This window comes from Streptomyces sp. NPDC088794 (assembly GCF_044750545.1).
GTDB lineage: Bacteria > Actinomycetota > Actinomycetes > Streptomycetales > Streptomycetaceae > Streptomyces.
The window spans coordinates 41804-61768 of the sequence record NZ_JBIVKB010000028.1 but is presented as its reverse complement, the minus strand read 5'-3'; the positions used below and the strand labels follow the sequence as shown (position 1 = coordinate 61768).

16 protein-coding genes and 1 pseudogene are annotated in these 19965 nt (G+C 69.3%); 6 read left to right on the top strand and 11 right to left on the bottom strand.

From position 1 onward, the window contains the following. Positions 1-39 precede the first annotated feature (39 nt). Complete coding sequence (locus tag ACIP6U_RS46620; protein WP_401729393.1) at positions 40-1020, bottom strand: helix-turn-helix domain-containing protein; 981 nt, start codon at positions 1018-1020, stop codon at positions 40-42. Between the two features lie 265 nt (positions 1021-1285). Beyond that, on the bottom strand, positions 1286-2941 hold the full coding sequence (locus ACIP6U_RS46615; protein ID WP_401729391.1) for a hypothetical protein: 1656 nt from the start codon (positions 2939-2941) through the stop codon (positions 1286-1288). A gap of 61 nt (positions 2942-3002) precedes the next feature. On the opposite strand from ACIP6U_RS46615, the gene ACIP6U_RS46610 reads away from it, so the two are divergent. Both ACIP6U_RS46610 and ACIP6U_RS46605 read left to right on the top strand, forming a co-directional pair. Continuing rightward, positions 3003-4316, top strand: coding sequence for an endonuclease domain-containing protein (locus ACIP6U_RS46610; protein ID WP_401729389.1), 1314 nt, complete (start codon positions 3003-3005; stop codon positions 4314-4316). Between the two features lie 262 nt (positions 4317-4578). Beyond that, positions 4579-5094 (top strand): hypothetical protein, encoded by a 516-nt coding sequence (locus tag ACIP6U_RS46605; RefSeq protein ID WP_401729388.1) that lies wholly within the window; start codon positions 4579-4581, stop codon positions 5092-5094. Positions 5095-5264: 170 nt separating this feature from the next. On the opposite strand, the gene ACIP6U_RS46600 is transcribed toward ACIP6U_RS46605, so the two are convergent. The 7 genes and pseudogenes from ACIP6U_RS46600 to ACIP6U_RS46570 form a co-directional block, all read right to left on the bottom strand. After that, positions 5265-5738, bottom strand: coding sequence for a hypothetical protein (locus ACIP6U_RS46600; RefSeq protein WP_401729386.1), 474 nt, complete (start codon positions 5736-5738; stop codon positions 5265-5267). Positions 5739-5866: 128 nt separating this feature from the next. Then, on the bottom strand, positions 5867-6793 hold the full coding sequence (locus ACIP6U_RS46595; RefSeq protein ID WP_401729385.1) for a hypothetical protein: 927 nt from the start codon (positions 6791-6793) through the stop codon (positions 5867-5869). Between the two features lie 466 nt (positions 6794-7259). Continuing rightward, complete coding sequence (locus tag ACIP6U_RS46590; protein WP_401729384.1) at positions 7260-9815, bottom strand: ATP-binding protein; 2556 nt, start codon at positions 9813-9815, stop codon at positions 7260-7262. After that, positions 9812-10237: a hypothetical protein gene (locus tag ACIP6U_RS46585; protein ID WP_401729383.1), complete on the bottom strand. Its 426-nt coding sequence runs from the start codon at positions 10235-10237 to the stop codon at positions 9812-9814. Before ACIP6U_RS46585 ends, ACIP6U_RS46590 begins: the two co-directional genes overlap by 4 nt. A 230-nt stretch (positions 10238-10467) precedes the next feature. Then, positions 10468-10813: pseudogene (locus ACIP6U_RS46580) on the bottom strand (Tn3 family transposase). A 132-nt stretch (positions 10814-10945) separates the two neighbouring features. After that, entirely contained in the window at positions 10946-12964 is a 2019-nt protein-coding gene (locus ACIP6U_RS46575) for an NACHT domain-containing protein (RefSeq protein WP_401729382.1), read from the bottom strand. 183 nt (positions 12965-13147) lie between these two features. Next, positions 13148-14824 carry an SIR2 family protein gene (locus tag ACIP6U_RS46570; RefSeq protein WP_401729381.1) on the bottom strand — a complete coding sequence of 559 codons (1677 nt, stop codon included), beginning with the start codon at positions 14822-14824 and terminating at the stop codon, positions 13148-13150. A gap of 438 nt (positions 14825-15262) precedes the next feature. Between ACIP6U_RS46570 and ACIP6U_RS46565 the strand changes: the two genes are divergently transcribed. Continuing rightward, entirely contained in the window at positions 15263-16024 is a 762-nt protein-coding gene (locus ACIP6U_RS46565) for a hypothetical protein (protein WP_401729380.1), read from the top strand. Positions 16025-16204: 180 nt separating this feature from the next. On the opposite strand, the gene ACIP6U_RS46560 is transcribed toward ACIP6U_RS46565, so the two are convergent. Beyond that, the gene (locus ACIP6U_RS46560) at positions 16205-16831 is read right to left on the bottom strand and encodes a DUF6417 family protein (protein ID WP_401729379.1); all 627 of its coding nucleotides are present in this window, start codon (positions 16829-16831) and stop codon (positions 16205-16207) included. Between the two features lie 811 nt (positions 16832-17642). Here ACIP6U_RS46560 and ACIP6U_RS46555 point away from each other — a divergent pair. The 3 genes from ACIP6U_RS46555 to ACIP6U_RS46545 are packed head-to-tail and all read left to right on the top strand — an operon-like array spanning position 17643 to position 19128. Next, entirely contained in the window at positions 17643-17840 is a 198-nt protein-coding gene (locus ACIP6U_RS46555) for a hypothetical protein (RefSeq protein WP_401729377.1), read from the top strand. Positions 17841-17843: 3 nt separating this feature from the next. Continuing rightward, positions 17844-18500 (top strand): sigma factor-like helix-turn-helix DNA-binding protein, encoded by a 657-nt coding sequence (locus tag ACIP6U_RS46550; RefSeq protein WP_401729376.1) that lies wholly within the window; start codon positions 17844-17846, stop codon positions 18498-18500. Further along, a complete protein-coding gene (locus tag ACIP6U_RS46545; RefSeq protein ID WP_401729375.1) occupies positions 18484-19128 on the top strand; it encodes a hypothetical protein in 645 nt (214 codons plus the stop codon). The genes ACIP6U_RS46550 and ACIP6U_RS46545 overlap by 17 nt, the downstream gene beginning before the upstream one ends. Positions 19129-19235: 107 nt before the next feature. Here the strand turns inward: ACIP6U_RS46545 and ACIP6U_RS46540 are convergent. Then, on the bottom strand, positions 19236-19965 hold a 730-nt coding region (locus tag ACIP6U_RS46540; protein ID WP_401729373.1), incomplete at its 5' end, for a tetratricopeptide repeat protein.

Genomic DNA, 19965 nt, shown 5'->3' with positions numbered 1-19965 from the left:
CGCAGTCGGGCCTGTCGTTACGGATCCGCGCACAGTTCTTTAGTCTGCGTGCACTGTCGCGGACTGCTCACGGCACTGGCGTGGTGTGACGCCGTAGGCGTGGCGGAAGGCCTGGCTGAAATGCGCGGGGCGGGTGAAGCCCCAGCGGGCGGCGATCGCGTGGATCGGGAGAGCGGCGAGCCGTGGGTCGGCGAGGTCACGTCGGCACTGCTCCAGGCGACGCTTGCGGATCCAGCCGGCGACGGTGTGCCCGTCCTGCTGGAACAGCTTGTGCAGGTAGCGCACGGAAATGTGGTGGGCTGTGGCGATCGCATCGGGGGTGAGGTCCGTGTCGCCCAGGTTGTCGCGGATGAAGGCGTGGATCTGGGCTAACAGAGCACGCTGCCTGGAGTGGGGCGGTATTACCCTCTCGGCATCCAGCGCCTCGGCGAGTGCCGTGCTCAGCACGTCGAGTATCAAGGTGGACAGGCGGGCGGTGTCGGACGGGCTGAATTCGTGCATGTGCCGGGCGAAGTGCAGCAGGAACTGAGAAGAGAGCGCCCCGATGCCCCGGGTGCCCGGTATCCGCCTGGTGCTCAGCCGCTGCAGGTCCCGCTCAGGTAATGGCAGCAGTCCGCGGGGGAAGCTGAGAAGCAGGAGCTGGTGCACTGGAATTTGCGGAGCGAATTCGGCCTGGTATGGGCGTGAGGTGTCGTGCAGAACGAGATCGCCGACGCGTTGATCGATACGATGGCTGCCCTTGGTGACCATTCCGCCTCCGCGCACCACGCAGCCCAGCTTGAGAGTGCCGGGATCATCCTGGCGGATGAGCTTGGGAGTACGGTGCACCGAGTGCGGCATGGTGGTTATCAGCGCCGCCTGCACCGGTCCGATCTCGCTGGCGCCGACCTGTGCCTGGAATTCGCTTTCTGTCCGCGAGTCGCAGCGTATGTCGAAAGGTACCCAGAGCTTCGTGTGTACTTCGCGCCAGAAAGCGAAACGCTCCTCAGTTGAGACCTCGGCGGTGCTCACAACGTCCATGGCTCGACATGGTGTTGCCGACTCGGGCTTGGACGCCAGTGTGTTCCCGGGCGAGCTCTCGACGACAACAGGCCATCGCTTAGACTCGCGGACTGAAACACGTGGTCGACGGACGTCTTGGGCGCGCCGTAAGTCTCCAGGGGTTCTACCGTTTGACTCCCGAGTCGGCCGGAGAGTTGGCGAAAGTCGCCGGCACCACTGTTCCTTCCGTGGCCGGTGGCACCAGGCCGATGAGGTGACCGCACCTTCGGTACCAGCCCTGCCCCTACTGCGGCGGTTCGTCCCCCAGGTAGCGGACGGCCGGGATGTGTCTGGCCAGCCGCATGTGGACGGTGGTGTGCCCGTGCGCGGCAAGTTCGGTGCGGGCCTCGCTCATGTTGAGGATCTCGTCCATGGTGTAGGCCTCGGTACACGGTCCGAGGTCGATCTGGTGCTCGCCGAGGGCGAAAACCAGCGACGCGTAGCCGACGGTGACGCGGGACAACGAGGCGGCCGCTTCGGCCAGCTGGTCCAGGGCCTCGGCGCTCTCGATGCCCACGGACACGGTTTCGCCCGTGAGGACGTTCTCATCCCCATCGAGCAGTGCATTTATCTCCCTGACGTCACGCACATCCTGGCGGCTGAAGTCCTCGGGAAGCAGAAAGTAGCGCCCGGTGCGGCTTTGCAGACGGCCCAGGTCGTCGAACGCGTCGGCCCAGAACTGCGCCTCGTTGTCCTTCCAGCCGGGCGGGGCCATACCCGCCGAGATCAGGGCCTGCACCCCGGGTGTGTTGGCGCCGGCCAGGATGAGTTCCATGACGTTGCCCGGGGAACTGTGGGCGATCAGCCGGAGCACCGGCACCACGGTCTGCGGCAGGACGGGCTGATCCAGCTCGAAGCTGAACGTCAGCGCGCCATTCCGGTCGCGCAGGTGGTAGCGCAACCTCACCCGCATCACCCCGGTGACGTCGTGCCCGTGCAGGGTCCCGCCCTCCATGCCGGTGACCTTCTCGGTGAAGGTGACCGGCATGGAGGTGAGCGGGACACCGGACTGTCGTTTCAAGACCAACTGTCCGCGGAGCGGCGGCGTCACCTCCTGGCGCGGCGAGGTGATGCGCACGCCGCCGAGCGACAGCTGCTCCAGTCCGAGACCCGCAGGCTCGGTCAGACGCATCCCGGTGAGGTTGTCTGCGGCCAGCTCCACCTCGCCGCCGAAGCGCATCGTCTCCTCGAACAGGCGCCGCCGCTCGGCCTCCCGCTCGTCGCCGGCCGGGAACCGGATGCGGCCCACGAAGCGGATCGCCGCCTGCTCGCCGGGGGAGGAGATCTTGGGCGTCAGGTGCACGATTGTCTGCCCGGCGGAGCCCAGCGTGGTGTGCACCGCGTAGTGCGGGGAGAGCTCCTGGGCCCGCACGTGCAGCGCGCTCGCCCGCTCCAGGTAGTCGGGCAACCCACCCAGCAGGACATCCCGCTCAGCCCGGGCTTCAGCGATCCGCTCCAGGATGTAGTCGCCGGACTCCTGCAACGCGTACCGCACCAGGTCGGGATGGGCGGCGAACTTCCCATCCAGCCAACTACGCCCGCGCCAGTGCCGTACGAACGGGAACTCTTCGCGCAGGCCCTCGAACCACCGCAGCTCGGCGGGATTGTGGTCGATCGGCACCAGCAGGTCCCAGTGGTCGGGCTGATGACGGGCCGCGGACACCAGCGAGCGCACGACCTGCCGGCGGCGTACCTGGTTCATGCGCCCGGTGAACGACTTCGCCTCGTAGATGAGGAGTTCACCGCTCTCGGTGTGCTCGCACAGGTCCTGGCCGCCGTCCCCGCCGCTGCCGTCGACCGCCTGCGCCCTCTCGCGCAGCTGCAGCACCAGCATCGTCACCAGCGCCTCGGACACCTTCGGGCTCTCGGCCGCCAGTTTGTCCCACGGAACTCTCACCACACCTCCCACCCTACGAACCGGCACCGACATCACTGTCAGACCCTTCTGGGACCATCCGGGCATGCTCATCAGCCCACAGCTGGCCCGAGACACCCTGGCGGATCTGATCAAGGACTGCGGCCTGCCCCTCGACGCCGGTGAACTGATCCCCGGCAAAGGCGAGTTCCTTGCTCACGGCCATGTGTTCGTCGGCGACGTTGCCGTGCGCGGCTACAAGGACAAGGGACGGTGGAGGTACGACGACCGAGACATCCGCCGAGCCGGTCGGCACCTCGCCTCCGTGGTGATCGACAGCGCTGACCTCGTGGAAGCCGGGTTCCCCGATCGTCGCTGGTTCGACGTTCGAGGAACCTTCGATGACATGAGCGGGGCCGACTGGCGCGGCACGCTGAACCATTGGGCCTACGCTGCGGCGCACCGGTCCTTGCTGCTTGAACGCGATGGCCCGGCCGCCGTCGGGTTCAACCCTGCCGACGACTTCGACCTCCTCGATCCAGAGCTCAGCATCGACATCGACGTCGACATCTGGAGCAGCAGCAGGTACGAGATCGGTCCTCACGGCCTTCCCGGTCAGCTCACCTTCAACGAGTTCGTCTCCTACTACGGCAAGCGCACGATCGCAGGCACCCGCCCGCTCGAGGTGCTGGCATGGTCGGGGACGCACTGGGTGTTCCCCCGCGCATACAGGGACATGCTGGATCACTGGCAAGCCCAGGACCGGGAACTCTCCGAGCGTGCTCGGATCTGTAGTGACTGTGGACGGCGAGGAAGCGGCTGGTCATGGCGCACGCCCACCGCAGGCGGCTACGTCACCATGTGCCCGTCCTGCTCCGATGAGGCCTTCCAGACCTACACGGGACACCTGCACGGTGTCGCCTACACCTCCCTGCGCCGTACGCACCGTGCCGATGCCTACCTGTGCTGTTTGTGCCGCGAGAGCCGGGCGTTCACCTGGGATCACTGCCACGAGCACGGCTTCGTGCGCGGTCCGGTGTGCGCGAGCTGCAACACCTTCGAGGGCAAGGGCGTACCTTTCCTCCGCCGGGACGGCAGCGTCGAGCATCTGCTCGCGTGCCGAGGATGCAGGGAGGCGAGCACCTTGCCGCGCCGTTTCCACCTCGACGTCGCCCTCGCTCACCTGGAAGCCGACAAGGGGCACGGCCACTGTCGCCCTCGGCCGTACGCCGAACTCAGGGAAACAGACGGCGTGCACCACATCACCCTGTCCTGCCCCGCGCACGCCTCAACAGCGAAGTGGACAACGGAGGTGACGGTGGCGGAGGTCGTCGGCATCGTCCGCGCCTTCGTGGACAGCACGCTCGCCAGTCCAGGACGCTACATGGGGCTTCAGGCAGGACTGCAAACGGGACCGTGAGCCACGATGGGGCAGGGTGGTGTGGGGCGGTCAAGTGAGGACATACAGCGGCCGCAATCGTCGCAGTCAAGTTCCCGTCGACCAGGGCCTCCACTCGCCTGACAGCCTGGCCTGCCCCGACGGTCACCCGTACCCCGCCGCCCGGCACGCACCCTCACCACCCTGACATCTGTCAGGGACGCGACGTCCCAGGCACGGTCTACGGTTCGAGGCGCTGGCTCGGGGGCCTTCCGGCCGCTACAGCTTCGACCCAGGAGAAGAAATGCGCAGCATCCGCCGGATCTTCAGCGTGGGCACGGCCGCGCTCGTGCTCGGAGCAGGGCTTGTGGCGGGTTCTTCCGGTGCAGCTCAGGCCGCGCCGTCGGACTGCACGGGAGGGGCACAGGGTTTCACCGACATCCCGGACAGTCTCAGCGGTCGCGGTGTCGCGGGGGCGGGAGCCGTGATTGCCGATTTCGGAGGCAGGCCGTGGGCCGTCGCCTCGTACGCGATGCAGGCTGGCAACGTCGGCGGCAGAGAGATGGGGTGGGGCGTCCTGACCACCAGCTCCACCGTTTGGGGTCCCAGCGCGGTCGGATGGGTCTGGATGGATGTCACCAACGACCCCGACAAGAGGTCATGGATCCAGTGCGGCCCGTTCACCACGACCGCGAGCGGCGCCAGGCTCACGACCGCGGCCTACCCGACCAGCAGCTCGTCGAGTCGGGCCTTCCGTGTCTGCGCGCAGATAACCAGCGCCTCCCCCGTCAGCGGCATCACCTGCACCCCCTGGTGGTAGCCCCGGCTCTTGAGAACAGGGCCTGTCCGGTCAGATCCGCGGGCTGAAGCACGTAGTCGACGGACGTCTGGAGCGCGCAGTAAGCCTTCAAGGGTTCTACCGTCTGACCCCCGGGTCGGCCGGGGAGTTGGCGCGCGTCGCCGGCAGCACCGTGTCGTGAACCAGCTGGCTCAGGGGGCCGGGTAGGGGCGCGGGTGACCGCGTCGGACGTAGTCGTCGGCCGGCGCGGCGACGAACTCTAGTGCGCTCGGGCGTCCGTGGGCTTCCAGGAGCATCACGGCCATGCAGACCGTGAGGGCGTGGATCTGGGCGGCCGTCGGGAAGTCCTCCAGCCCGCTGGAGGCCAGTCCCGTGCCGGCAGCGACACCTTTGCGTACCGCGGTCGTCATCATGAACTCGCAGTCCACCGGCGCCAGGGCGGCGACCGTGTCCAGGAGAGGCACGGACATCGACGGCTCGCCCAGGTCGTCGAACAGCCAGTCGTGGTCCCGGGCTTGCCACGCGAGCGTGTGCTCCAGCTGGTGGTCGTCCAGGCCTTCCAGGCCGGTTCTGACCCGGGCCCGGTCCTCGGTGAGGTAGGCCCACAGCAGGTCCGTGGCTCGCCACATCCCCTCCGCCAACGCCGCCTGCTCGTCCGCCGCCATGGCCCTCTTGTATCGGACCCGTACCGGTCGCGGCGGCAGATCCCACCAGGTTCAGCACAACGAGGCGCAGGCACTTCGCTCCGTCGACGGAGTCTCCCCGAGCACTCGCGACACCTTCTCCCGGCGGGCTACCAGCGGTCTGCGATGGCCTGTGCGGCGTCTTCGATGCCGGGGTCGAGCGGGGAGGCGGCGACCAGGGCTGCCCGGTGCCTGCGCTGTAGGTGGGAGGCCAGGCCGTGGTCGCCGAGGTGGACGTGGCCGAGGAGGGGGATGCCGGCGGCCGCCATATCTGCTTCCACCGCGCGGACGAAGCCGGGTTGGGGCTCCGCGGGCGGTTGGCGGCGGGATCCGGTGATCATGCCGAGGAACGCCGGCGGGCGGTAGTAGAGGAAGTTGAGGTGGCGCTCGCGCAGCAGCGCGGCACTCTGCTCGGCGGTGAGCACACGTTCCCGGCATTCTTCTGGGGCCGCGCCGTGGGTGAGGGTCTCGGCGACGGGGACACCGTCGCTGGCGGCGAGCACGATGAAGTGGTCCACGAGCTCGCGCTGCGGCCAGGTCTGGCGGCCCATGACCACGACCGCGTCGAAGTGGCGGCGCCCCCACTGCAGCGCGTCACGCAGCGGCGCGCTGTCGGTCGCGGCGTCCTGGCGGTCCGCGGATCGGGCCGACCACGGGGTGTGCTGTTCAACCAGGAGCCCGTCCGCTGCCCGGCCGGCGGAGGCTCTCCACACCAGCGTGCTGCGGTGTCCGGGCCACTCCCGCTGCTGCTGCTCGGCGGCCTTGCGCTCCCGGACGCGGCGGGAGTACAGCGCCAGATCGGACCGGTAGGGCTCGTAGTCGTGCACGAGCAGCACCCGCATGCCCTGCCGCGCCCACGCGGCCGCCAGTTGGACTGCGAGGATGCCGAAGTCGTGCTTGGCCTCCAGCAGAAACTGCAGGGTGCGCCCGTTGTGGTTGGTGGAGGCTGCGCGGCGGACCTGGGTATAGCGGACACCCGTGGCCTGTTGGGCTTTCCGGGCTCGGGCCTTGGGACCGCCGGCACCGGACTTGGTCATGAGGATCGATCTCCGCTCCAGGGCCCCCGCCGCCCCGCAGAGTCGATGACGCGCAGGCATGAGCGAACCGTGCGGGACCGTCCCTGGAACCCTCGGATTCCGGTGTCCTTGGCCCGGTGCATGACCGGTGCGGGGTACCGGACGCGGGCTCGCGGCGTGCGCAGCCTGCCGCAGCCCAGACCCTAGCGGAATGGCAGGTCAGCGACGGGGCCCAACACGCGGACCTTCACGAAGCCCCGGCGTCGCGGCGGCGGAGATGTCCGCCAACGGCTGCGCGCCGACGCAGGGATCGAAGGCCGTGTGCGCCGTCGTGTTCAGCCGTGTCCGCGGGGTGTGAGGCCGGCCGGCGCCGGGGGCCTGTCGGGAGCCTCGGGCGGCTGGGCGCGGACCCATCCGTGGGCATACATGGTCTCGGTCTCCCAGTCCTCGAATTGGCTGCCCCCGATTCCATAGCGGCAGGGGGGGCTTAATCGGTCGATTCCTCAGCACTCGAAGGTACGCCGACGTCTTCGGTCTTCAGGGCACTGAGTCTCGCGGCGGCTGGCTTCGCCTCGGCCGCGCCGATGCGCCGGTAGATACCAACCGCTTGACGAAGCGGGGCCAAAGCAGCCGGGGGGTCCCCAACCCGGACGAGGCAGTGGGCCACGCCATCGAGCGCCCGTGCCTCATCCAGCGGACTCTGAATTTGACGCGCCAGTTTCAGTGCTTGCTGGTACGAGGCGAGTGCCCCCTGTGGTCCGGCGGACTCGGCCAGAAGCGCCCCCATGCTGTTCAGTACCTCGGCCTGCGCCTGCCGGTCGCCGAGGTCCTCGTACAGTGCCAGGGCCCGCCCGTGTAACCCGGCCGCCTGCGCATACTCCCCGGTCGCCAGCCGCGCGCAGCCCAGCCCGAAGAGGGCACCGGCCTGTCCGAACCGGTCGCCGAGGTCTTCGGACACCGCCAGGGCCCGCTCGTGTAGCTCGGCTGCCTGCCCATACTCCCCGGTCGCCTGCCGCGCGCAGCCCAGTCCGTCGAGGGCATTGGCCTGTACGAGCCGGTTGCCGAGGTCTTCGGACACTGCCAGAGCCCGCTCGTAGAACTCGGCTGCCTGCGCATACTCCCCGATCGCCAGCCGCGCGCGGCCCAGCAGGTTGAGGGCATTGGCCTGTCCGAGCCGGTTGCCGAGGTCCTCGTACAGTGCCAGGGCCCGCTCCTGGAACTCGGCCGCCTGCGCATACGGCCCGGTCATCAGCCGCACGGAGCCCAGCTCGTGGAGGGCATTGGCCTGTCCGAGCCGGTTGTCAAGGTCCTCGTACAGTGCCAGGGCCCGCTCGTGTAACCCGGCCGCCTGCGCATACTCCCCGGTCGCCAGCCGCGCGCAGCCCAGCCCGTCGAGGGCATTGGCCTGTCCGAGCCGGGTGCCGAGGTCCTCGTACAGTGCCAGGGCCCGCTCGTGTAACCCGGCCGCCTGAGCAAACTCCCCGGTCATCAGCCGCACGCAGCCCAGCTCGTCGAGGGCAGCGGCTTCGGCGGAGAGGTTGGCGTTGTCGTGGGCGGCGGTGGCGGCGCGCTGGTGGAGGGTTGCTGCCTGTGTCCAGAGGCCTTCTTGGTACAGGAAAGAGGCCATCGAGGCGGTCAAGTCGATCATCCGGGTCGCCTGGTCGGTGGTGGCGGTGTCGAGGCAGGCGAGGAGGTTGGCCCGTTCGGCGTGCATCCAGGACAGGGCGCCAGCCCGGTCGGCCAGGGGCGGCGAGGCTGCCGCGGGGGCAGCGGGGGCAGCGGGGGCAGCGGCAGAGGGGGTGTCTGGGTGGTGTGTTCCGGTGAGGTGCCGTTCGGCGCTCTGGGCGGTGCGCTGGTAGTAGTCCCACAGCCGTCCGACGGCACGCTTGCGGTCCTCGGCCGCATCGTGCTCGGTGGTGAGGGTGTGGGCGTAGGTGCGGAGCAGGTCGTGGGGGTGGTAGCGGCCGGGGGTGGTTTCGTCGAGGAGGTGGTCGGTGTAGAGCTCTTCGAGCTGGTGGCGGGCCTGGTGCAGGGGGATGGCGGTGAGGGCGGCGGTGGCGTAGGCGTCGGTGTCCGGGCCGGGGTGCAAACCCATTGAGCGGAAGACGCGTTGCCGTTGGGCGGGCAGGTCCCGGTAGGACATGGCGAAGGCGGTCCGCACGGCGAGGTCGCCGGGATGGTCGCCGGCGCTGAGTTCATCGAGGCGATGCTGGGTGGCGGCGAAAGTGTCGGCGAGCCAGTGCAGGGTCCAGGCGGGGTGGCGGGCGAGGCGGCCGGCGAGGATCACCAGGGCGAGCGGCAGGCCGCTGCACAGTTCGACGATGCGGGCCAGGGATGCGGTGTCGGCGGGCTGGGAGGTGTGGCGGGCGATACGCAGGAAGAGCGCTCCAGCCTCGTCGGACGGGAGGGTGTCCAGGGGCAAGGCGAGTGCGCCGTTGAGGGCGATCAGGCGGCGGCGGCTGGTGATCAGGGTCAGGCAGCCGGGGCCGCTGGGCAGCAGGGGCTGGATCTGGGCGTGGTCGAGGGCGTCATCGAGGAACAGCAGCAGCCGCTGTTCGGCGGTCCGGTCCCGCCACAGTGCCTGTCGGCCCTCCAGGGTCGGGGGAAGGTGCTGGGCGGTGGTGCCGAGACGGGTGAGGAGATCGGCCAGGACATCGACTGGCTTGGCCGGTGCCTGGCCGGGGGTGTGGGCGTGCAGGGGCTCGAAGAACTGTGCGTCGGGGTAGTGCGGGGCGAGGCGATGGGCGAGGTGGGTGACCAGGGCGGTCTTGCCCACCCCGGGCATCCCGTCGACCGTGTGGACCGACAGCACCCGGTGGGGCCCGGCGGCGGTCAGTAAATGCTGGAGCTGGTGGTCGCGGCCGGTGAAGTCGTCCACGTCCCGGGGCAGACTGCGCAGCGCGGTCGGCGTCGGCGGAGGCGGGCCGGTATAAGCCGTGGTGATGTGCTGAGTCGCGTCGCGGCCCGCCACGAGAGATGAACTGCCGCCGGTGGTCGAGACGTTCTGCCGGATGTCCTGGGGTGGCCGCGCATCGTCGGTCACGGCTGGTTCTTCCGGTTCACTGTCACGTCACGGCCGGCCACGGTGGCCCGGCTGTGCCCGGTGGTGGTGACGTTCTGCACGATGGAACAGACCCTGCTCTGCTCGGCTTTGGGTAGCAGCGGAGCCAGCTGCTCGTCCACCAGCCGCCGGATGTCGGCAGCGAGCGCCGGATCCCGGTCGAGGAGATCCTCCAAGGGCACCCGCCAGCCGGCCACCAGAGCCTGCTCCCGGTCTTCCTGATGCCGTTCACGGGCCGCCAGGACGCGGGGCCGGGCCAGCTCCAGCTCCGCGGCGACCGCCTCGGCCCGCTCGGGCCACACCCGGCGCCACAACGCCACTGTGGCATCCCGGGCCTGCGCCCACCCATCCGTGGCCATCGCCCCTACCAGCGCGCTCGCGGCTGCCAGCGTGATCGGATCCATCACGTACCCCTCCAACGAACCGGTCGGCTGACCACTAGCGTGACGCCACCGGTACGGGCCGGGCCATAGGACAACAGCATCGAACACGCCCCGAACAGTCCGCCCCCAGCAACCAGGGACCGGCCGGACTCATGCGTCCGTACGCTCCCCGGCGGGCCCCGTCTCACCCGGAACGCGCGGGCCGGGCACGGTCGCGGCGGCGAGCGGGAGCCGGGTGTCCATGTCGAGGTTCACCCCTCGTACGGGCGCACGTGCGACCAGAACAGCGGAGTCAAGCCGCGCCGGTCGGCCGGGGTGAGCAGGTCGGCCCATTCCGGTTCGGCCAGGACGGCCTGGAGTATGAGGGTGTTCACGTAGACCAGGGCGGACTGGAGGATGCGCAGGCACGGCACGCATCTCCTGCTCGTCGCGCCGGTTCGAGGCGATCTCCCCGCCCTTGCCGTAGGCGATCATGGAGTTCGCGCCGTTGGAGGACTCCATGACGTTCAGGCCCTCCTCGATCTCCCGCTGAAGGTCCCGCAGCCGCAGGTAGCGGGCGACGAAGATGGTCTTCTGGGCGCGGCCGACCTCCAGCATCGCCGCGTAGGTGGGGTGGAAGGCGTTGCGGGTTTCCGGCTCCATCACACGGAGATCGACAGTCACGCTGAGTACGTGACCACAAGAAGTGAACCAGACCCCGAACTCATCGACACAGCCACGCTCTTGTTCTCATTGCGTGGATGGGGGCTGGGGATGCTGGCGTAGCCAGTGCTGGAGTTCACGGTGGCGGTACTGGTAGGCGGGCCCGCTGTAGCGCATGAGTCCTGCGGTGACAGCCCAGTCCAAGAACAGGCCGAGCCGGAACGGCAGACGTCGGCGCGAACAGAGCAGAAACACCGCATACCGGCGCGAAGCCTGCGCGCCGCGCGCGACCCCGGTCAGGAGCCCGAACGCGACCCCGGTCAGGAGCCCGAACAGGAGCCCGTACATGACCCCGAGTACGAGCCCGAACAGGAGCCCGAACGTGAGCCCGAACGTGAGCCCGACCAGGGCGTCGCTCCTGATGACGGCCCGGGCTCCGAGATTCGAGCCGGGCTCCCGCGTGAGCCCGGTCAAGAGTGTCATGCTCGCGGCCGCGAGCCCACCCGTGAGGCTGAACCCAACCGGGAGTCCGATCACGAGCCCGGCCGCGAGCCCGAACGTGAGCCAGCCCGCGAGCTCCCAACGTCCTTGAGGGGTCCTGAGCGGGTTCGCCGGACTCCTGGGACTGCCGGTTCTGATGGCGAGCACTCCGGACATGGCGGCAAGCGCGCTGACCAGGACGACGAACGGGCCAGCCATATATTGGGGGGCTAGCCAGGCGAGGTGGTGGGCGCTGAGGACGATGAGGGCGGTGAGGAGGGCGTCGGTTGTGCGGACGCGGGTGCGTCCGGCGAGGGGCCACAGTTCGTGCAGGACGAGGTCGGTGGCCTCCGCGCCCTGGGGGGTCGTGGCGTGGAGGGTGCCGGTGGGGTCGAGGTGGGTGGTGAGGTGGTGGAGCCAACGGTGGACCTCCTGGGGTGTGTAGCCGCGGGGGTTGGGGACGATGCGGGTGGCGGCGGGGATGTAGCGGGCCAGGAGGTGACGGTCCAGGGTGTCGGGGCCGGTGAGCGCGAGGAGTTCGGCGGGGTTGCCGTCGTGGTGGTAAACGGTGGCGGTCAGGCAGAGCCGCCACGGGGTCGACAGCACGGTCGCCAGGGGCCCACCCGGCTGGGCGGCCAGGTGGTTGAGCAGGGGCTGCCACCGGGCCGGGTCGAGGGAGCGGTCGGCGAGGTATGTCCGGGCGTTGGCGGTGTCGACGGGAGCGATGGCGATGCGGGCGGCGTCCAGGACCCCGGTGTTCAAGAGCAGGGCGTCGTAGTGACGGGTGCGGCAGGTCAGGATGAGAGGCCCAGGATCCCGGCCGCGTTGGTGGTCGTTGAGGGCACGGATGACGGCGGTGGCGCGGGGTGCAGCGGAATCCGGGGAGCCGTTGACCAGAGGGTCCATCTCGTCCAGGCCGTCCAGGACCGGCAGGAGGAGACGGCGATGGTGGCGGACCAGGCCGGCTGCCAGTTCCGGCGGCCAGTCATAGGCCTCGACCAGCCGCTGCTGGAGCAGCTCGGGCAGGGACTGGCGTTCGGTGTCCCACCGGGAGAGCGGGATACGGACCGGGACGGGGTCGTCCTCGGCGCGGCCGTCGATGAGGGCCAGCATCAGTTCGAGGGCAAGGACGGTCTTGCCGGCGCCGGCGGCGCCGGTGACGACCAGGCGCAGGGGTCGGGTGGAGCGGTAGTAGGTGACGATGTCCGGGACCGTCGCCGGGCCCGGGCCGTCGGCGGTCATCCGCCCCGCCGCCGGGGCTGCGGCCGGGCGGACTGTGGTCGGATGCAGGACGTAGGTGAGGTTGATGCGCCGGGTGTCGTCGCCCAGCAGCTGGCGCCACACTGGACTCTCGCCGGTCTCCACCTGCGCGGCCAGCGTCGCGGCCCAACCCCGGGCGAGCTCGACGTCGTTGCCCTCGACCGCCTTGCGCGACGCCAAGACCGCGAGCACGATCCCCATCACACCCAAGGGAAAGCCCAGCACGGTCACAGTGTCGGCCGGTTCGAAATGCCCGCGACTGATCGCCCGGACCGCGTACACGGTACTCACCACTACCGCCAGCGCGCCCACGACTCCGATGAGTAACCCCTTGCGCCGCTGGCGGCGTCCCCCGAGCCCTGCCATCCACCGATCATCACCACCAGCCTCCCGCCATGTGGCCGGCTTCTCACATCTGTGACCAATTGGCGTGCACGCCATGGAATAGGCCGTGAGGATGGCGTGCACGAGCCGTCCACCGTGAGTCGGGTGACTGACCCTCCCGGTACGGCCGATGCGTGGTCTGGGTGTTGAGAACAGCGAGATCGGCTACCCGAATTCCCGCCGGGCGGTCACCTTGTGGAAGCCGGTGTCGATTGCGTTCCTCGCCTCGGCGATGCGATCGGAGGCGTCCTTGAGGAGACCGAAGGGCCATGGGCCGGTATTGGTGGCGATCGTCTTCTCCACCCACGCCGCGGAGGCTGGTGCGTAGACGTCGCCGTGCTCTGTCGCGCGGATGTGGGGCCATCTGAGGTTCCGGCCGGCGACGTGCTGGACGATGAGGCGCAGGTACTCGAAGCGTTCCCAGGTGTCGCGGAAGGTGTTCTCGCTGAGGGCGAGGTGCTGGGTGAAGACGGGCTGGAGCTGGGTGTAGAGGCGTTCGGAGGATTTCTCGCGGAGCCCGATGGTTTCCCAGGGGGCAAGGAGGGCGGCCGCGGGATACGTCTTCTCGCTGTAGGGGTCGAAGGCGGTGGGCTCGTCCAGGACGCGCACGAGGGTGTCCCAGCGTTCTGCGGCCAGGGCGGCGATTCCGGCCGTGTAGATGAGCATGGTGGCGGGGGCTTTGGTGAGATTGAGTAGGGCGGCGCTGCCGCTGCGGTCTGGCTGGATGCTGAGCGGCTCGATGTCGTGGAGCCACCAGCGATCGGTGTCGTCGTTGCCCCAGTAGGCGGTGGTAGCGGTGAGGGCAAGCAGCGGTTGTGTCTCGGCTTCGAGGGTGGCGAGGCTGTGGGCGTGGTCACCGTCGAGGTGCAGGCGGAGGTCGGCGATGCGGCTGATTTCTCGGTGAAGGGTGTCGTGCAGGGAGATTGCCTGTCCGGTGCCGGACAGGGCTCGTTTGGCGACGGCTACGGAGGCGGCGATGCTCGCCGGGTGCTGGCGGGCGGTGTCGGTGAGCGCGTCGACGGCGTCGGCGGTGAGGGTGAAGAAGGTGTCGGCGTCGGTCTGGATGTAGGTGGCGGCGCGGTGGGTGAGGAGTTTCTGGGCGGTCTCGGACAGCTCTGCCGGGTCGGTCCAGTAGGAGGCGAAGAAGCGGTTGCTGGTCCGGGAGAAGGCATTGCGCAGGGCGGGATCCGTTCTGGCGGACCAGCCGGAGATGACCAGTCCGTACTCGGCCAGGGCGCGGTCGAGCAGGGCGTCGGTGGCGCTGGCGTAGTGGTCGAGCTCGTCGGGGGTGTTGAGCATGCTCGTCGGGTCGAGGTAGTCGCCGTGGAGGTGGATGACGACGCTCTTGAGGGTGTGCAGCGGGGCGACGCCCTTGGCGTCGTCCTTGTTGGTGACGATGGTGGGCTCGATGCCGGCCTCGCGCAGGGCGGTCTCCATGAGCCGGTCGAAGTTCGTCGTGAGCACGATGCGGACGTGGCCGGCGGCGACCAGGCGGGCGATCGCGTGGTGTGCGGCGGTGGGCTGCTTGAGGCCGTCCTCGCGCTCCTGGTCGTTGGGCTCGAAGTAGGAGTGCAGCATCGCCTGGCGCTCGTAGGGGGTGCTGGTGAGCGCGTCCAGGAGACGGTCGTAGGTGGCGGGGTGGCCGAAGCGCTGCTTGTACCAGGCGTGCGCGTTGCCGAGGGTGGCGGCGCCTTCCGCTGCCGCCACGCGCTCGATGAGATCCACCTGGACATCCCACGCCGAGGGCATGCCCGCGGCCATCGAGACGCCCGCCCCGAGCAGGATCGCGTACGCGCCAGGGGTGTCGCGCATCGCGAACGCGAGTTTGACGTGCGGCTCCACAGGTGACCTCCAGGGTGCGACGGCGTGAGGGAACATCGGTCGCACGGAGCGGCCTGTCCACTCCTCATATTAGCGTCACATTGACGAGAAAGGTTCTCGGCAGCCGTCTACAGAGTGAGGCGGCCGGAGTCAATGACCATGTCGCACTCGTACGCCGGGACGGTCGTGACGAGCTGACGCGGGGTAGTGGCGCCAGGCACGTGGTTACCGAGGCTGGCGCCGTGGTGCGAGCGTCATGAGGCTTTCGCAGGGCACCGCGGTGAAGCCGAGATGGCTGAACGTGGCTGGTGAGGTGCGTGGCGCCGAGCGGGTGGAAGTGATCTCTCCTACAGTGCGCTCGTGAACCGCAGTTCGTCCGATCCGGACGCGCCCCGGCCGTCCTCCGGGAACGTCAGCCGCACCTCCCACCGTCGCCGGCTCCTCGCGGCCGTCGGCGGAGTGGTCGTCGCCGTCGTGGTCGAACTGACGACAGGGGTCGCGCAGAACGGCGTCAACAAGATCTGGGACCACTTCTTCCCGCCTCCTCCCGGTCTCGCCGTGACCTCGAAGGTCGTGGATCCCGCCGATGACTGTTCCGGCGGAGGAGGGTACGTCTTTCGCCGACCGCTCTCAGAACTCGGAGACTTCACCGGCAAGGCGACCACCGAGCAGCAGGTCCACAAGAGTGGGGGAGCTGCTGCCGAGTATCTGATCATCGAGTTGACCCTCCAGCGCCGCAGGCCTGTGACGGTCTCGGTGGATGACGTGAGGGTCAACATCAAGCAGAAGGAGCCCCCGTTCTCCCGCGGCACCCACCTGACGTTCGCGTGTCAGGGCGGAGGGGTCGAGGTAAGGACGTTTGCCTTCGACCTCGACACATCTGCGACGGCCTACACCGTCGTGGGGCGTCCGCCGAGGATCGGCGGTGAGGAGCGGGTGGAAAGGCTTCCCGTCGAGCCCGAGCCGGGGAAGTCGCTGAAGCTGTTCGTGATCCCTTACGGGCTGGAGTACGGGTACAGGTTCACGCTCACCGTCGGATGGCAGGAGAACGGAGAGTCCCGGACGGAGGAGATCGACAACGGGGGCGAGCCGTTCGTCGTCATGCCGGCGCGGAACGCGGCGCAGTACGTCTCCTTCGGGTTCTTCGGGGGGCGGCCGCCGGAGGTTGACCAGGGCACCTACCACCGGCCGTGGTTCCTCGTGGATACGGGCGTCAAGTGACTTCGGTGTGCAGGAGTACCTCTGCGCGGCCGGGTTCTTCGTCTCCTGAGATGGTGTGCCCCCTGAGCCGCACAGAGCCTGTCCGGACCGCGGAGATGTGCAGCTGGGGCGAGGGCGAGAAGCTCCTCTGACGGGGCGTCGACGCCGCGGTCGACGCGCTCAGTGCCGCGGGCACCGTCGTCAATCGGGTGACGTGGCTGTTCGGGAGAGACGGGCCGCTGTCGGTTTACGCGTGTCCGGGCAGGGCCGGTAGACGACGTCGTATTCGCGGGCGAAGCGGTTGGCCTCCGTGACGGAACCGGTGAGCCGGTGCAGGTGGAGACCGTAGGCGACAGAGGCGATCTGCTCCTCGGTCAGCACGAGCCGCCAGCGGTTCTCGGTGCGGCTGAAGGTCGCGGTGCGTACGCGTTCGGCGAGACCGGCGGCCGGGCCGACGGACAACTGGGCGAGAGAGGTGAACCGGCGCACTGCCTCCATCTGGGCCGGCTGGAGCTCCACACGCCGCTCGCCGGACGCCGGTTCATCCCCCTCCGGCACGGGGATCGACAACGCACGTGCGTAGATCAACGCGTCCCGTCCGTACGGTGTGAGGCGCGCGGCCCACCGCACGGGCCGCGCCAGAAGCACTGACAGCTCGGCGCGGGTTTCCCTGCCGGCCAGTTCGGCCAGTCCATCACTCACCAGCCGCTCGACGCTCTGCTGAAGCCCGTCAGGGGCCTGGCCGTCCACGACCCACGTGTGCCGGGCCGCTCGCTCGCCGTCGCCTAGCAGCTCCAGCGCCGCAAGCCGCTCGTCCCTGGTCCCCATCCCTGGCCTCGCTTCCCTCGCACGCCGACGCACTCCCTGGTCGGGCCTCTCACGCCCTGCCCGCAGAGTGCCGACAGCATGTGGACAGACACCCAGAGCGAATCCGCCGGCAGGCCTCTGAACTCGGCCAGCGTCGTGCGGACATCGTCCGCGCCCACCCGGCGATGGCAGGCACGTTGCTCTCCTCACTCGCCCGTGATGCTCCCAGGGCACGTGCCGAGCAGGAGCCTATCGACGTTCCGGGGGCCTGTACGTCCCCCTGAAGGGTTGCCGCCGAACCCTGGCCATCGCGGGCAGGGGCGGAGGACCGGAGCCCACTCGGGTTAGTTGTGGCTGTGGAGCGTCTCTTCCCAGAACCAGCCGTGAGCGGCCATGCCTTCCCGCGTCCACTCCGTCAGCAGCCGTGCCACGTCCGCGAGGAGACGGAGTTTGATCGAGTGGGGCGCAGTCCTGACGGGTCATCAACGGGAGCACGGGAGGACCGCGGAGCGCGGAACGTTCCTGCACTGTGACGTGCGTCACTCGGCCTGCCCTGTGGGGCGGGAGTGGAACGCGCGGGCTTGTTGGAGCTGTGGAAGCCGAAGCGATCTGCCCTGCTCGGTCCGGGTCTCCCGCCGGGCGTCCGCGCGGTACGGATCCGTCCTCGATGAGTGATCGCTCGTGCACGGAATTGACCGAAGGGTGCGTGGGCGTTCGGGCGGTCGGATTCGAAATCCTGCGGGGGAGGGGCCGTTGAGGGCTTCTCCGGCTCAACAGTGCCTTCGAGCAAGGCGGGTTGATGTCGTGCCGGTACATGAGAAGAGGTCCCGTGATGTTGAACGATGTGCTGGCGCTGCTGGTGGCGATCACCGCGCTGCGCGTGTTCGTCCCCGATCTGCGTACAGGGGGTCGGCGCCTGCTGCGCGCCGGCGCGCGGGTCGGTGTCGCCGAGCTCCTGCGGGCCGCTGCGGCCCGGCACGCGGACGGTCAGCGCGCCGCCTCGACGGCTTCGCAGAAGCCGGGGGACTAGGCGATGACCGACACCGACGACAGCGACCGCTTCCCCACCCTGTCCGCCTCCCTCAACGACCTGGAAGCCCTGTGCGGCGTCCAGTACGAGATGCCGGCGACGCTGCAGGCCTTCTACCGGCGCAACGCCCCCGGGCAGATCCGCTACGCCGAGACCATCCTCAGCGACCATGCCGTCGCCGTCGCGCTCGTACGCCGCCTCTACAGCCACCTGGCCATGAACTGGGCCGCCATCCACTTGGAGGGCGGTAGCGCGGAGGCGTTCGGGTGGCGGACGCTGAAGATGCTCGTGGAGGACCACGCCCGTCAGGACGTTGCCGACGACGCCCGCCGAGCCGCCCTGCGGGCCTGGGACCGGACTGTCGCAGTGCGGGAGGCGGTGGACGTCCTGCTCGGTGCGACCCAGGCGCAGATGGCGGACCTGGATTCCCCGGTCGGCCTCTTCACGGCGATGGCGGCTCTGCCGGAGCGCCAGTTCGACGTGATCATCCTGCACTACGCGCTCGGTTACGACTCGCGGCGGATCGCCGGCCTCATGGGTCTGCAGCCGGGCACCGTGCGTAGGCACCGGCGTCTGGCCCGCCAGCGCCTCGCGGGCCGACTCGGCATCGACCTCGGCCCCGGCGAGGAGAAGGAGTCCGACCATGCCGGCACGTTCTGACAAATACCCCGACCAGACCACCCCCTGCTGCGAGATCACCGACCACGAACTGGACGAACTGCAGCGGGAGATCACCAGGGATGTCACCACGGTGCTGATGTTCGCCACCTCGCCCTATCCCGAACGCGAAGCCCACCTGGCGGCCAAGCTGCAGCGCGCCGACGTCTGTCTCAAGGCCTTGTCCTGCGGTCTGTTGAGCCGGTCCGAGGCTTCCAGCCACGTGGCCCGGATCGTCGAGGACCTCAGCGATGTCGAGGGCGCCCTGTACTTCGGCTGCCTGCTCAGCCTCGCGCAGGAGGACGAGGGGGCCATGTGGTGGTGGCAATTCGCCGCAGGTGCCGGCGACGCAACCGCGGCCTACTGCCTGTACCTGGAGCACCTGCGCCGCGGGGAACTCCGCGACGCCGAGCACTGGATGGGCCAGGCACTGAAGGCAGATGCCCGCATCGACATCGACTTCAGCCCGCCGGCCTCGGAGTTCCACCCGCCTCGCCCTCACCTCGCGGCGGCGCGTGAGGCCGTGGACCGCGTGAAGGTCGAGGAGATCGAGGGCACCAGGTACCACCTCCCCGATCGGCACCTCGCGGACCGCATCAAGGCGCTCGACACGAGCCCCAGCGCACGCTAGAGCTGACGTGCCGCTGTACGTCGCCTCGGAGGGGACGTACAGCGGGACGGCCGTCAGTGACGTCAACCCGAAGGCGTCGATGGGGCCGAGATCGGCGTCGTCTCCGCTCAATCGGTCGATTGATCAACAGCCGCGTCCCTCGCCACCTCCCGCCACAAGGCCAGGGTGCCGCGAGCGGCGAGGGTATCGGGGTGGTCCTCACCCAGCACCCGCACCAGATCCGCCAGCAGCTCGACGAGGGCGGCCGCGGAACCCGCCGCATCTCTCGCATCCCCCAGGAAGCGGGCCAGGCTGGAGGTGGTCAGCGTGTCGTAAAGGTCCCTATCCAACACCCGCACCAGATCTGCGAGCACCTTGGCGTAGGCGGCCACGTCCCCCGCCACCTCCCGCCAGTTGTCCAGAGTGCCGCGGGCGGCGAGGGTATCGGGGTGGTCCTCACCCAGCACCCGCACCAGATCCGCCAGCAGCTCGACGAGGTCGGCCGCGGCACCCGCCATGTCCCCCGCCTCCCATCGGAAGCGGGCCAAGTTGTTCCGGGTGTCCAAGGTGCGGGAGTGGTCGGGGCCAAGCACCCGGACCAGGTCCGCCAGCAGGTCGGTGTAGGCGGCCGCGGCACCCGCGGCGTCCCCCGCCTCCCCCCGCCAGTGGGCCAGGTTGGAGCGGCCAGCGAGGGTGTCGAGGTGGTCTGGGCCAAGCACCCGGACCAGGTCCGGAAGCAGTTCGGCGAGGGCGGCCGCGGCGACCGTGGCATCCCCCGTCTCCCCCTGCCAGTTGGCCAGGTGGTTCCGAGTGATCAGGGTGTCGGGGTGGTCGGGGCCAAGTACCCGCACCCGGTCC